Source organism: Nonomuraea sp. NPDC049028, from assembly GCF_043197735.1.
Lineage (GTDB): Bacteria > Actinomycetota > Actinomycetes > Streptosporangiales > Streptosporangiaceae > Nonomuraea.
The window spans coordinates 684,844-697,234 of record NZ_JBICTR010000003.1; the positions used below are offsets into that span (position 1 = coordinate 684,844).

At 69.2% G+C, this 12,391-nt stretch carries 12 protein-coding genes; 6 read left to right on the plus strand and 6 right to left on the minus strand.

Annotated elements, in window-relative coordinates; genetic code table 11:
* Window positions 1-4 precede the first annotated feature (4 nt).
* The 3 genes from ACGFJ2_RS14180 to ACGFJ2_RS14190 form a co-directional block, all read right to left on the minus strand.
* Window positions 5-706, minus strand: a complete 702-nt coding sequence (locus ACGFJ2_RS14180; RefSeq protein ID WP_393468004.1) for a 2-phosphosulfolactate phosphatase — start codon at window positions 704-706, stop codon at window positions 5-7.
* Window positions 678-1,328, minus strand: a complete 651-nt coding sequence (locus tag ACGFJ2_RS14185; RefSeq protein WP_393468007.1) for a hypothetical protein — start codon at window positions 1,326-1,328, stop codon at window positions 678-680. The genes ACGFJ2_RS14180 and ACGFJ2_RS14185 overlap by 29 nt, the downstream gene beginning before the upstream one ends.
* A 188-nt stretch (window positions 1,329-1,516) precedes the next feature.
* Entirely contained in the window at window positions 1,517-2,482 is a 966-nt protein-coding gene (locus ACGFJ2_RS14190) for a ketopantoate reductase family protein (RefSeq protein WP_393468009.1), read from the minus strand.
* Window positions 2,483-2,571: 89 nt separating this feature from the next.
* On the opposite strand from ACGFJ2_RS14190, the gene ACGFJ2_RS14195 reads away from it, so the two are divergent.
* Window positions 2,572-3,141 (plus strand): TetR/AcrR family transcriptional regulator, encoded by a 570-nt coding sequence (locus ACGFJ2_RS14195; RefSeq protein ID WP_393468011.1) that lies wholly within the window; start codon window positions 2,572-2,574, stop codon window positions 3,139-3,141.
* 497 nt (window positions 3,142-3,638) lie between these two features.
* Here ACGFJ2_RS14195 and ACGFJ2_RS14200 read toward each other — a convergent pair whose 3' ends face one another.
* The 3 genes from ACGFJ2_RS14200 to ACGFJ2_RS14210 form a co-directional block, all read right to left on the minus strand.
* Entirely contained in the window at window positions 3,639-4,736 is a 1,098-nt protein-coding gene (locus tag ACGFJ2_RS14200; RefSeq protein ID WP_357950286.1) for a branched-chain amino acid aminotransferase, read from the minus strand.
* Window positions 4,737-4,933: 197 nt separating this feature from the next.
* The gene (locus ACGFJ2_RS14205; RefSeq protein WP_393468014.1) at window positions 4,934-5,980 is read right to left on the minus strand and encodes a 3-isopropylmalate dehydrogenase; all 1,047 of its coding nucleotides are present in this window, start codon (window positions 5,978-5,980) and stop codon (window positions 4,934-4,936) included.
* Window positions 5,981-6,044: 64 nt separating this feature from the next.
* Complete coding sequence (locus ACGFJ2_RS14210; RefSeq protein WP_357950280.1) at window positions 6,045-7,220, minus strand: ROK family transcriptional regulator; 1,176 nt, start codon at window positions 7,218-7,220, stop codon at window positions 6,045-6,047.
* A gap of 107 nt (window positions 7,221-7,327) precedes the next feature.
* On the opposite strand from ACGFJ2_RS14210, the gene ACGFJ2_RS14215 reads away from it, so the two are divergent.
* The 5 genes from ACGFJ2_RS14215 to ACGFJ2_RS14235 are packed head-to-tail and all read left to right on the plus strand — an operon-like array spanning window position 7,328 to window position 12,033.
* Window positions 7,328-8,422, plus strand: coding sequence for a sugar ABC transporter substrate-binding protein (locus ACGFJ2_RS14215; RefSeq protein WP_393468017.1), 1,095 nt, complete (start codon window positions 7,328-7,330; stop codon window positions 8,420-8,422).
* Entirely contained in the window at window positions 8,422-9,141 is a 720-nt protein-coding gene (locus ACGFJ2_RS14220; protein WP_225292028.1) for an ATP-binding cassette domain-containing protein, read from the plus strand. Before ACGFJ2_RS14215 ends, ACGFJ2_RS14220 begins: the two co-directional genes overlap by 1 nt.
* Complete coding sequence (locus ACGFJ2_RS14225) at window positions 9,138-10,322, plus strand: sugar ABC transporter permease (protein WP_363995534.1); 1,185 nt, start codon at window positions 9,138-9,140, stop codon at window positions 10,320-10,322. Before ACGFJ2_RS14220 ends, ACGFJ2_RS14225 begins: the two co-directional genes overlap by 4 nt.
* On the plus strand, window positions 10,319-11,194 hold the full coding sequence (locus tag ACGFJ2_RS14230; protein ID WP_393468021.1) for an ROK family protein: 876 nt from the start codon (window positions 10,319-10,321) through the stop codon (window positions 11,192-11,194). The genes ACGFJ2_RS14225 and ACGFJ2_RS14230 overlap by 4 nt, the downstream gene beginning before the upstream one ends.
* A 29-nt stretch (window positions 11,195-11,223) precedes the next feature.
* Window positions 11,224-12,033: a class I SAM-dependent methyltransferase gene (locus ACGFJ2_RS14235; RefSeq protein ID WP_393468024.1), complete on the plus strand. Its 810-nt coding sequence runs from the start codon at window positions 11,224-11,226 to the stop codon at window positions 12,031-12,033.
* The last annotated feature ends 358 nt before the right edge of the window (window positions 12,034-12,391 follow it).

Below are 12,391 nucleotides of genomic sequence, written 5' to 3' on the forward strand. Positions count from 1 at the left end.
GCGATCAGACCAGATCCTCGTCAGCCAGCGAAGGCATCGGGTGGGGACGCAGGACCATGAGGGAGCCTTCCAAGGCCGCCACCATGGCAAAGGGAAACCGGTCGAGCTCAAGACAGAGTGCGACGTCATCAGGATGAACTCCTTGACGCACCCCCTCTGCCAACTCGGCGGCGGCGCGCGACGCGGCAGCGCGGCGCAGGAACTCGGCGGCATCCGTCCCAGCCTCGGTGGCCCTCCGAGCGATGTATTGAGCACACGCCAGATCTTCATCGGCCTGCCCATCCTCGCCAGTGACCACGAACGTGACACTGTCACTCTCGCGCGTCCGTAAGAGCCGAGCCGTCGCCTCCGCCACCACGAAGCTGGCGCACAGCACCAGCGACGCCTCCTTGACCGCAAGTGCGCCGACCGTCCCTGCCGTGGTTTTCTGCACAACAGTCCGTCCGCCAAGGTCAATAGACCGCAGCAGGCCCGGCGAGTTGACGGTGTCGAACCCGGGCGCGGGCGGACCGTCTTTGAGCGCCACCCAATCCGGGTGGAGAGCCTTGAGCGCCAGGGCTTCGTCCAGCGACTCAGCAAGAACGATCTTTTCCGCCCCCTGGGCAAAGGCCCAGGCGGCCACGGTGAAAGCACGCATGACGTCGACCACGACCGCCACGGACGGGGCTTCGACCAGATCAGTGATGCCAAGGAAACGAGTGTCCATTCCGGTCATGATTGCGCATGCCCGACCTGAAGCACCCAGACAGTAATACGCACACATCGACGGTCTCGGAATGCAACGCCTCTGGCTGCCTACGTCGCGCAAGTTGACCGTCCGAACCGCTCGGCGAGCACGCCGGGCGCGAGTCCGGGCTCGGCGCGCCACCGACATCGACGCCCTGTCGGTGTACGGCCGCGACTCCTACTACCGATCCCCACAGCAGTTCAAAGACACCGTCGTTGCAGCGTTCGCCCGCCGCGAACAGCGCGTCGATCTGCCCGTCGACGATCTCCTGGATCCGCGGCCGCAGCGCCTCCAACCGGCGCACCGTGAACTCGCCGAGTACAGCCTTGCGCGCCGGCCCGTGCTCGGGTGCGTCCATCTCGATCAGGGTGCGCTCCTCGTCCGGCCGCCGGGACGCCGCCTCACCCTTGACCAGCTGCGGGAAGTCCGGATGCTGCCGGTCGGCGCTGAACCGCCGGTCGTTCAACACGGTTCGCACGTCTTCGTGGCGGCTGACCACCCAGGCCCACCCGCCGTCGGGCAGACGAACCCGCGAGACCGGCTCTTCTTCGCGGATCTCTTCGTACGCCGGCGACGGCGCGAACGGGCACGTACGGGCCATGGGAACTCATGCTTCTCGGCGGTAGTCATGACTTTTTCCTTCCACGACGTCACGGACAGGCGATAGAGGCTGGACACCGAAAGCCGTGTGTGAACGGCAGTTGATCGACAGTGCGACCGGGTTTGGCTCTGGGATGCGGCGGACCAAGGAGCCGCAATGGACCACAGGGACCGACAACATCGGTAAATTCAGACTCGGCCCGTCCCCTCACGGGCAAAGTTCGGTTCCGCCGCTTCCAGTCGTGGTACCGCAATGCCCAGCCGTCGTGCTTCCGCGAGGGTGTCTCGGCAGATCTCACGCGGCTCCTCGGCGTCGGGGTCGGAGTGCGCCTCGAAATTCACGCGCAGCGGCGTGACATGAGCAGTCAGCCAGGCGAGCACGGGCGCCATCAGCCAGGTGGGCGCCCGGAACAGCAGCACACCGCCGCGGTGACGTCGCAGGTCGATGCCGCGCGCCTTGAGGAGCGGCAGCAGCTCGCGGCCAGTCAGCAGTGCCTCGCGGAAGTCCCTCGTCGACCCGGCCAGCTTGGACAGGGAACCCAGCCTCAAGCCCTGCGAGAACAGGCCGGCATCCGACACGAAATGGACCCACAGCCAGCCGCGGAAGTCAGGCCGCTCCTTAGGCCGGAACCCGGCCTCGCGAAACGCCTGGCGCACGGCCCGCTCCCGGTCGGTCGGGGGCTGGCCGAGGGTGCCGAAGATGGCCGACGGCAGCATCCCCCCACGGAGCACGCCGTCCGCGCCGAAACCGCCACCGGCCTGGGGAAAGCCCCAGGCGATCCGGTCGACGGGGAGTGCGCCGATCGCGGCCGGCGGCTCGGTCCAGATGTTGCCGAAGACCAGCACCGTGGCCTGGCCGACCCGCGGGGCCAGGAAGGCCGTCGCCTCCGCGAGGCGGTGGTGCGGCACGCTGAGCACGATCAGGTCGAAGTCGTGATCCGGCTCCAGCGCCTCGCGGTAGCGCACCGGCCACTGCTCGACGACGCGCTGCCCCCACACCCGGCGCCGCGTATCGAGCAGGTCGAGGTCGATCGCTTCCCCGTACGTCGCCGCGCGGCCCGGCCGGACGTAGAACTCGATCTCATGCCCGGCCCGTTCCAGGGCCCAGCCATAGATGGTGGCGATCACGCCTCGGCCGAACATCAGGATCTTCACGCTGCACCTCGTGGGGTACGATCGATTTGGAGGTCATCTCCATTTTCAAAATATGGAGGTCATCTCCATTTGTCAACGCGAGGTAGCGCATGACCGCCGACAAGCCGCTGCGGGCCGACGCCCGACGCAACCGCGATGTCCTGATCGCCAAGGCGCGAGAGGTCTTCGACGCCGGAGGCTTCTTCGACCTGCGCTTCGATGACTTCGCCCGCCTGGCCGGGGTGGGCACGGGCACGCTGTACCGCCACTTCCCCACCCGGGAGGCGCTGGCCGAGGCGGTCTACCACGGGGAAGTCGCCACGCTGTGCGACCGCGCCCGCCAGCTCCAGGCCACGCTGCCCGCAGCGGAGGCTTTGGCGACCTTCCTACGCGGCATGGTCGACCACATCGATGCCCACGAGGGCCTGGCCCGGACGCTGGCCACGCTATGGGCCGATCGCTCGGGTGCCCTCGCCGAGGGCAGCCGGGCGCTGGAGCAGGCTGTCACCGACCTGGTAGCCGCCGCCGTGCGGGATGGCGCCGTTCGCGACGACGTGGACGCCGGCGCCGTGATGATGGCGCTGCACGGCATCGGTGCGGCCCATGACCGCCCCGACTGGCGGGCCGAGGCCGACGATCTCATCACCCTTGTACTGGACGGACTACGCCGCCCGCAATGACAAGATGCGACACCAGGCCGCATGCCTCGAGCTCTGAGGGCGCCTCGGTTATGTCGACTTCATCACAACCGAGACCGCCTCAATGAAACCACCATGCCTTGCGACATCACCGTTGTTCCCGCGCCTCGCTCCCGGCACGCAGCGAGGTCGCTGCACCGCACGTCGCTACTGCCTTCTCTAACAGCCTCTTAGCTGCACAAACGCGAGGATCAAGCCTCCAGCGAGCGGAGCGAACCCCGGAGAAGTCTTCTGATGCGGCGAGGCTTCACCGCGCCATGGGCCTCCGGCCAGGCATCTCACGCATTCCCACCGGCCAACCCGGCGGAGCGCTGGGAAGGCTGTCCGAGCGGAGCGAGGTCCTCCAGGGGGCGGGCGGTAGCCCGCCTGGGAGAACGTCCGGAGCGAAGCGGAGGCCCTTTGTAGAGGGGCGGGCGTCAAACGGTCAACCACCGAATCGGGCAACGGATGGGTGGCGAAAGATGCCCGGTGGAGGCGTGTTAGCTGATCTTGTGGACCCAGCTGTGGGTGTCGGGGCGGGAGCCGTACTGGATGCCCACCAGTTCCTCCCGGATGCGCATCGTCACTTCCCCAGGGTTGCCGTCGCCCACGGTCCACGCGCGGTCCGTGCCCTTGACCGAGCCCACCGGGGTCACCACTGCCGCCGTCCCGCAGGCGAACACCTCCGTGAGTTCGCCCGACTCGCAGCCGGCCTGCCACTCCTCCGTCGAGATGAGGCGTTCCGACGCCTCCAGGCCCAGGTCGGCAGCCAGGGACAGGATGGAGTCGCGGGTGATGCCGGGCAGCAGGGTGCCGGTCAGCGCGGGGGTGACCAGTTTGTCGCCGAAGACGAAGAACAGGTTCATCCCGCCCATCTCCTCCACGTACCGGTGCTCGTGCGCGTCCAGCCACACCACCTGGTCGCAGCCCTGCTCGACGGCCTGCCGCTGGGCGACGAAGGCGGCCGCGTAGTTGCCGCCGCACTTGGCGAAGCCGGTGCCGCCGGGGGCGGCGCGGGTGTACTCGGTGGAGAGCCAGACGGAGACGGGCTTGACGCCGCCGGTGAAGTAGGAGGCCGCCGGGGAGGCGATGACCATGTACCGGTAGGTGCGGGACGGGTAGTTGACGCCGAGGCCGACCTGGGTCGCGATGATGAACGGGCGCAGGTAGAGGCTGTGGCCCTCGGTCGTGGGGACCCAGTCCTTGTCGGTCTGGACGAGGAGTTCGAGCGACTCGACGAACACCTCTTCCGGAAGCGTCGGCATCGCCATGCGCTCGGCCGAGGTGTTGAAGCGGGCCGCGTTGGCGTACGGGCGGAAGGTCGCGATCGAGCCGTTGGCCTGGCGGTACGCCTTGAGCCCCTCGAACAGCTCCTGCGCGTAGTGGAACACCGAGGTGGCCGGGTCGAGCGACAGCGGCCCGTACGGCTCAAGCCGGGCGTCGTGCCAGCCCTCGCCCTCGGTGTAGTCGATCGAGACCATGTGGTCGGTGAAGGTCTGCCCGAACCCGGGGTTCGCCAGTACCTGCTCCCGCTCGGCCGCAGTGCGAGCGTGGTCGGATAGCTGCACGTCGAAGCTGAGCTTCTGAGCGATGGTCATGACGGAGGTCCTTCTCTCTACGGTCCTGGACAAACTTTACGGTTCGGGACAGTCACTGCTATGAGCAGGCCTGTACTTCCTAGTGTCTCGCTATTTGGGATTGCAAGTGGCTAATGGGGTGCTTTGGCCGTTTAGACGTGAAAAAGCGCCTGGCGGTCCTTATGTGGACCGCCAGGCGCTTGGGGAGCTGGGCGGCCCTAGCTCGATACTCGCGCGGTGATGTCGTCACCGATCTCGTTTGTGGTGCGGCCGGCCCAGCCGGCCAGGCGCTCGACGATGTCGTCGGCGACGGCCTGCTCGACCCTGGCCGCCTCGGCGGACAGACCGAGGTGCTCCAGGAGCATGGCGACCGACAGGATCGTGGCGGTCGGGTCGGCCTTGCCCTGCCCGGCGATGTCGGGGGCGCTGCCGTGCACCGGCTCGAACATGCTGGGCGCGGTGCGCTCTGGGTTGATGTTGCCGCTGGCCGCCAGGCCGATGCCGCCCGCGATCGCCGCGCCGAGGTCGGTGATGATGTCGCCGAAGAGGTTGTCGGTGACGATCACGTCGAACCGCTCGGGCTGGCTCACGAAGAACATCGAGGCCGCGTCGATGTGGCAGTAGTCGGTGGTGACCTCGGGGTATTCCTCCCCCACGCGGTTGACCGTGCGCTGCCAGAGGTCGCCGGCGTAGGTCAGGACGTTGGTCTTGTGGACGAGCGTCAGCTTCTTGCGCGGGCGGGACTTGGCCTTCTCGAACGCGTAGCGGACGACCCGCTCCACGCCGTAGGCGGTGTTGAGCGACTCCTGGGTGGCGATCTCGTAAGATGTGCCACGGCGCATCACGCCACCGGTGCCCGCGTAGAGGCCCTCGGTGCCCTCGCGGACGACGACCATGTCGATGTTCTCGGTGGGTGTGTCGGCCAGCCGGGTCTCGACGCCGGGGAACAGCTTGACCGGGCGCAGGTTGACGTAGTGGTCGAAGACGAAGCGGAGGCGGAGCAGCAGGTCGCGCTCCAGGATGCCGGGCGGCACGCTGGGATCGCCCACGGCGCCGAGCAGAATCGCGTCATAGCCGCGCAGCTCTTCGAGCACGGCGTCGGGCAGCGTCTCACCGGTACGGTGATAGCGGGCGGCACCCAGGTCGTAGTGGGTGGCCTCGATCTTGGTCCCGACGGCCTCCAGGACCTTCAGCCCTTCGGCGACGACCTCGGCGCCGATGCCGTCTCCGGGGATGACGGCCAGGCGAATATTCCGCGACTCCATGTGCGTACCTTACCCGCTTGTCTCGACTGACGAGCACGACATCTCACGTCTTGGACAAGACCTTTCAGCCCTGTCTGGCGTCGAAGATCAGGTCCCACGCCCTGGTTCGGGCATGGGCGACCGCGCCCAGCAATACTCCGCTGTCCCCCAAAGCGCTGGCGACCACCATCGGCCGCAGGGGGCCCAGCTCAGCTATCCGATCCTCTATCGCCGCGCCCAGAAGGTCCAGGTTGCGGCCCACTCCGCCGCTCAGGACGATGACCTCCGGATCCAGGACCGCCGCCACCGCCACCAGGAGACCGCCGATGCGCCGCCCTTCGGCCTCCACCACTGAGCGGGCCGCCGGATCACCGGCCGCCGCCACCGCGAAGACCTCCTTGGCCGTCTCGAGGTCCAGCCCGGCCGCTCTGGCCGCGCGGACCACGCCGGGGGCCGAGGTCACCGTCTCCGTGGCACCGTGGGCCAGGGCGTCGTCCGTAAAGGGTGGGACGTAAGGGGGCGAGTCCGTGGGGACGTACGAAACCTCTCCCGCCGCTCCCCTGGCTCCGACATAGAGCTCGCCGTTGATGACGATGCCCATCCCGACGCCCGTACCGATGGAGACCAGGGCGAAGTTGGCCTTGCCGCGCCCCTCCCCGTACGTGTGCTCGCCGACCGCCGCCAGGTTGATGTCGTTCTCGATGGTCAGCTCTACGTCGAGCGCCGACCGGAGGCGACCCGCCAGGTCGGGCGGGCCCGGCAGGTTGGGCGCGAAGTCCAGGCGGCCCTGGGCCGGGTCGTAGACGCCGGGCGAGCCGACCACCGCGCAGGCGATCACCGACCAGTCGAGCTCGGCCTCCCTGGCCGCGGCGCGGCAGAGGTCGCCTACGAGGACCGCGAGCTCGGCCGAGTCGCGGGCGGTGTTGCGCCCGTCGGTCCGGCCCGCGAACGTGCCGCGCAGGTCGGCCACGGCGACGCGGATCCAGTCGCGGCCGATGTCGATGCCCGCCACGTGGGTGGAGGCCGCGTTCATGTCGTAGAGCGAGGTCACCGGGCCCGGCCGGCCCGACACCTCGCCGACCAGGTGCACCAGCCCGTCTTCCTCCAGCCCGGCGAGCGCCGCCGAGACCGTCGGCTTCGACAGTCCGGTGATCTTGGCCAGATCCGCCCGTGACGCCGGGCCGTTCGCGTGGAGCTGGTCGAGCAGCCGACGCTCGTTCAGCACCCGCAGCAGCCGCGGATTTCCCAGCCCACCTCGCATCTTCAGCCCTCCTCGCGCCAAACTCTAGCCAACAACCCTGGTAGTAAATTAGCTTTCTTACCAAACAACGAACAGCCGGGCGGGGCCACTCGAGAGGACGATGTGCGATGGACCGAGCATGGCGACTGATTCCGGCCGCAGCGCTCTTGCTGACCGCCGCCGCCTGCGGAAACTCCGCCGGCACCGGCGGCGGCACGGCGAGCGCGAGCGCCGGGGCGGCATCCAAGACGATCGCCCTCTTCCTGCCCGAGTCCAAGACCACGCGGTATGAGGCGTTCGACCGCCCGCTGTTCGAGGCGAAGGTGAAGTCGCTCTGCGCCGACTGCAAGATCCTCTACAGCAACGCCGAGCAGGACGCGGCCAAGCAGCAGCAACAGGTCGAGGCGGCCCTCACCCAGGGCGCGAACGTCCTGGTGCTGGACGCCGTCGACGCCAACGCGGTGGCGCCGCTGGTCAACCAGGCCAAGCAGAAGAAGATCCCGGTGATCGCCTACGACCGGCTGATCTCCGGCATCGACTACGCGTACTACGTCTCGTTCAACAACGTCCGTGTCGGCGAGATGCAGGGCCAGGCCCTGCTCGACGCGATGAACGCCAAGGGCACGACGGCCAAGGGACAGATCGTGGAGATCCACGGCGCCCCGACCGACCCCAGCTCGGCCGACTACAAGAAGGGCGCCAAGAGCGTCCTGGACGGCAAGGTCAAGGTCGGCAGGGAGTTCGACACGCCCGACTGGAGTCCCGACAAGGCCCAGCAGCAGATGGAGCAGGCGATCACCGCCATCGGCCGGGACAACATCGTGGGCGTGCTGTCGGCCAACGACGGCATGGCGGGCGGCGCCATCGCGGCCATGAAGCGCGCGGGCTACAAGCAGCTGCCGCCGATCACCGGACAGGACGCCGAGCTGGCCGCCGTGCAGCGCATCCTCACCGGCGAGCAGTACATGACCATATATCTGGACATCAGGGCTGAGGCGGAGAAGTCCGCCGAGCTGGCCGTGGCCGTGGCCAAGGGCGAGCAGCCCGCCGCGACCAGCAAGGTCAACAACGGCACCGTGGACATCCCCGCCTTCCTCCTCGACCCCATCGCCGTCACCGCGGACAAGGTCAAGGACACCATCGTGAAGGACAAGTTCTACACGGCCGACCAGATCTGCACCGCCGAGGTCAAGGCGGCCTGCGCGAAGGCGGGCATCCAGTAGTGCTCTCCGCGACAGGCATCTCCAAGCGCTACGGCGCGGTCCAGGCGCTCGACGGCGCCAGCCTCCACCTGCGCCCCGGCGAGGTCACCGCCCTCATGGGCGACAACGGCGCGGGCAAGTCCACGCTGGTCAAGGCCATCTCGGGGGTGGTCGTCCCCGACGAGGGCACGATCACGCTCGACGGCACGCCGGTCAGAATCGCCAACCCGCACGACGCGCAGGCGCTCGGCGTCTCGACCGTCTACCAGGACCTCGCGCTCTGCGAGAACCTGGACGTGGTGGCCAACCTGTTCCTCGGTACGGAACGCCGCCGCTGGTCGCTGCTGCGCCACATCGCGATGGAACGCGCCACCCGTGATCTGCTCCAGCAGCTCGATGTACGCATCAGAGACATCCGGGTGCCCGTCGCCATGCTGTCGGGCGGTCAGCGCCAGTCGGTGGCGATCGCCAGGGCGCTGATCGGCGAGCCGCGCCTGGTCATCCTGGACGAGCCCACCGCCGCGCTGGGCGTGGAGCAGACCGCCCAGGTGCTCGCGCTGATCGGGCGGCTGCGCGACCGCGGGCTCGCGGTCCTGGTCATCTCGCACAACCTGGCCGACGTCCGGGAGGTGAGCGACCGCGTGGTGGTGCTGCGTCTGGGACGCAACGCCGGCGACTTCGGTACGGCCGACACCACGCAGGAGGAGATCGTGGCCGCGATCACGGGGGCGGGGCGATGACCGACACGCTGGCGCGCAAGCCGTACACACCGAAGGTCGCCGTCGAGCGGCTGAGACAGGGCGACGTCGGCGCGTGGCCGGTCGTCGGCGGGCTGGTGGCGATCGCGATCGTCTTCAGCGCGCTCAACGACCGCTTCCTGGCGCCGGAGAACCTCACGAACCTGGCCCTGCAGATGGCCGCGACCGGCACGATCTCGCTGGGCATCATCATGGTGCTGCTGCTCGGCGAGATCGACCTGTCGGCCGGCTCGGTCAGCGGCCTGTGCGCGACGATCATGACCATCATGCACGTCAAGCAGGGCTGGAACCCGCTGGCGGCCATCCTGATCGCCCTCGCCGCGGGGGCGGGGATCGGGCTGATCCACGGGCTGATGTTCACCAAGCTGCGGATGCCGTCGTTCGTGGTCACGCTGGCCGGGCTGATGGGCTGGCTCGGGCTGCTGCTCTTCCTGCTGCGGCAGGGCGGCACCATCAACCTGCCGTTCACCGGGTTCATCTCGAAGCTGAGCGACACCTGGCTGCCGTCCTGGCTGTCGTGGCTGCTGGTGGCGGCCCTGGTGCTCGTCTCGGGCGGCGCGGCGCTGCTCACCCGGCGTCTCAGGCTGGCCGCCGGGCTGCCCGTCACTCCCCTGTGGTGGCTGCTGGTCAGGACGGGCGGGCTGGCCGTCCTGCTCGCGGCGGGCGTGGTCATCATGTCGGCCGACCGGGGCGTGCCGCTGCTGCTGATCATCTTCGGCGCGCTGGTGGTGGTGTTCGATCTCGTGCTCAGGCATACCGCGTTCGGCAGGCATGTGTACGCCGTCGGGGGCAACGCGGAGGCGGCCAGGCGGGCCGGGATCAACGTGACGCGCATCAGGATCCTGGCGTTCATGCTGGCCTCCACGCTGGCGGCGGCCGGGGGCATCCTGGCGGCCAGCCGGCTGTCGGCGGTCAACCAGCAGTCGGGTGGCAGCGACATCCTGCTCATGGCGATCGCCGCGGCGGTCATCGGGGGCACCTCGCTGTTCGGCGGCCGGGGGCGGGCCTATGACGCGCTGCTCGGGGTGCTGGTGATCCAGTCGATCACCAGCGGCATGTACCTGCTCAGCGTCGACTCCTCCGTACGCTTCATGGTGACGGCCGCGGTGCTGGCCCTGGCCGTGGCGATCGACTCGCTGGCCCGCCGGGGAGCCGCCCAGTGAGCCGCGTGCTGGGCATCGATGTGGGCGGCACGAAGGTCGCCGTCGGCGTGTCCAGCGCCGACGGGCCGGAGATCGTCGAGCGGATCCGGCTCGACACCGGCGCCGGCACCCTGGAACGGGCCCTGGCGGCGGCCCGGGACCTGGACGGCGCGCCGGCCGCCGTGGGCTTCTCGACCTGCGGCGTCATCCGCGACGGCCGGATCTGGCTGGCCCCCAATGTGCCCGGCTGGGAGGGGCTGGAGCTGCCCCGGCTGCTGCGGGAGGAGTACGGCGCGATCCCGGTGGCGATCGACAACGACGTGAAGGCGGCTGCCGCGGCCGAGCTGCGCTGGGGAGCGCTGCGCGGCGTGTCGGCGGGCGTCTACCTGAACCTGGGCACCGGGCTGGCGGCCGCGCTGGTGGTGAACGGTCAGGTGGTGTCCGGGGCGCACGGCGCGGCCGGCGAGATCGGCTACCTGCAGGCCGTTCCGGGCGAGCCCGCCTTCGCCGACGGGCACGTTCCCCTGGAGGAGCGGGTCTCGGGCGGCGCGCTCGCGGCCCGGGGCACGGCCCTGCTGGGCCGCGAGACCACGGCGGCCGACCTGTTCGCCCTGTCCGCATCTTCCCCCGGCTCGGCGGTCGCGGAGCTGGTGGACGAGGCGCTCGGGCTGCTGGCCATGAACGCGGCGAACCTGTGCGCGACCTTCGACCCCGAGTGCCTGGTGGTCGGCGGCGGCATGATGGGCGCGGCCGACCTGATCATGCCCCGTCTGACAGCCGAGCTGCGGCGGGCCGTACCCTTCCCGCCCGAGGTACGCCCGGCGCGGTTCGCCGACGACGCCCCGCTGCTCGGCGCGCTGGCCCTCGCCCACGCCGCTTCACAGGCTTCATGAATTTGTGAAACAGGTGTAGCTTCGACGGCATGGCTCCCGAAAAGGTGCGACTGGCCGCCGAGAAGGCCACGCTCCTCGCCACCCTGTACGGCAGGGCACTGGACGCCCGCTCACCGCATCCCATACTCGACGACCGCCTGGCGGCCGCGACCGTCGAGCGCATCGACCACGACTTCAGCGACACCGGCATGGACCAGCGCATGGCCGGCTCGGTCGCGATCCGGGCCCGCTTCCTGGACGGCTGGGCCAGGGAGTTCCTCGCCCGGCACGCCGAGGCGACCGTGCTGCACCTGGGCTGCGGTCTCGACACGCGGGCCCACCGCCTGGACCCGCCGCCGAGCGTCGACTGGTACGACGTGGACTATCCAGACGTCATCGACCTACGGCGGCGGCTGTATCCGGAGGAGCGCCGGACGATCGGCACCTCGGTCACCGACCTCGGCTGGCTGGACCAGGTGCCCGCGGGCAAGCCGGTGCTGGTCATCGCCGAGGGCCTGTTCTACTACCTCGACCCGGCGGAGGGCCGCGCGCTGATCAGGGCGATCGTCGATCGGTTCCCCAGCGGCCAGTTCGTCTTCGACGCGCTGAGCCCTTTCGGCCTGCGCCTGCAGAAGCTCAACAAACCGGTCAGGAAGGCCGAGGCCACGATGCACTGGGGCATGGACGGCCCGGCCGACCTGCTGTCGATCAGTCCGAAGCTCCGCCTCGTCACCGCGATGAGCGCCTTCGACCTGCCCGGCTACGGCCGTCTGTCGGCGTCGCACCGGATCTCGGTCGGGCTCGCCAAGGTCGTGCCCGGATTCAGGAGGATGGCGGCCTTCTACCGGCTGGCGTTCTGAGGGCAACCGGCCGGAGTGCTGAGAGCTTCCGGCCGGAGCTGGAGAGGCTAGCGGCTGGTGTTCTGCGGGGCGCCGCCGTTGTCCCTGCGGTCCAGGGCGGTCTGCAGGGCCTCGGTCGCCTCGTCAGCGGTCTCGTCGGTGGAGTTCCAGGCATACATCTCGTACATGTGTGTCTCATCTCATTTCGCGGGGCGTCGTGTGCTGTGCGGTCGGATTCCGGTCACGAATCCGACCGGGCCTGAGCTCGTGGGGTCCGGATCGCGGACCGGACGATGGGGCTTACCGGTCGACGCAACGCCGCACACCACGGCGGGTCGTCGACCTGCCCTAACAGGCCCCGCCGCGGCAGGTAATAAGT

What these genes read in the sequence shown, in the direction of transcription:
- ACGFJ2_RS14210 (WP_357950280.1), bottom strand. Translation starts at nt 7,220, where the DNA reads ATGCGAGGTGGGCTGGGAAATCCGCGGCTGCTGCGGGTGCTGAACGAG.
- ACGFJ2_RS14235 (WP_393468024.1), top strand. Translation starts at nt 11,224, where the DNA reads ATGGCTCCCGAAAAGGTGCGACTGGCCGCCGAGAAGGCCACGCTCCTC.
- ACGFJ2_RS14195 (WP_393468011.1), top strand. Translation starts at nt 2,572, where the DNA reads ATGACCGCCGACAAGCCGCTGCGGGCCGACGCCCGACGCAACCGCGAT.
- ACGFJ2_RS14205 (WP_393468014.1), bottom strand. Translation starts at nt 5,980, where the DNA reads ATGGAGTCGCGGAATATTCGCCTGGCCGTCATCCCCGGAGACGGCATC.
- ACGFJ2_RS14180 (WP_393468004.1), bottom strand. Translation starts at nt 706, where the DNA reads ATGGACACTCGTTTCCTTGGCATCACTGATCTGGTCGAAGCCCCGTCC.
- ACGFJ2_RS14200 (WP_357950286.1), bottom strand. Translation starts at nt 4,736, where the DNA reads ATGACCATCGCTCAGAAGCTCAGCTTCGACGTGCAGCTATCCGACCAC.
- ACGFJ2_RS14225 (WP_363995534.1), top strand. Translation starts at nt 9,138, where the DNA reads ATGACCGACACGCTGGCGCGCAAGCCGTACACACCGAAGGTCGCCGTC.
- ACGFJ2_RS14215 (WP_393468017.1), top strand. Translation starts at nt 7,328, where the DNA reads ATGGACCGAGCATGGCGACTGATTCCGGCCGCAGCGCTCTTGCTGACC.
- ACGFJ2_RS14185 (WP_393468007.1), bottom strand. Translation starts at nt 1,328, where the DNA reads ATGGCCCGTACGTGCCCGTTCGCGCCGTCGCCGGCGTACGAAGAGATC.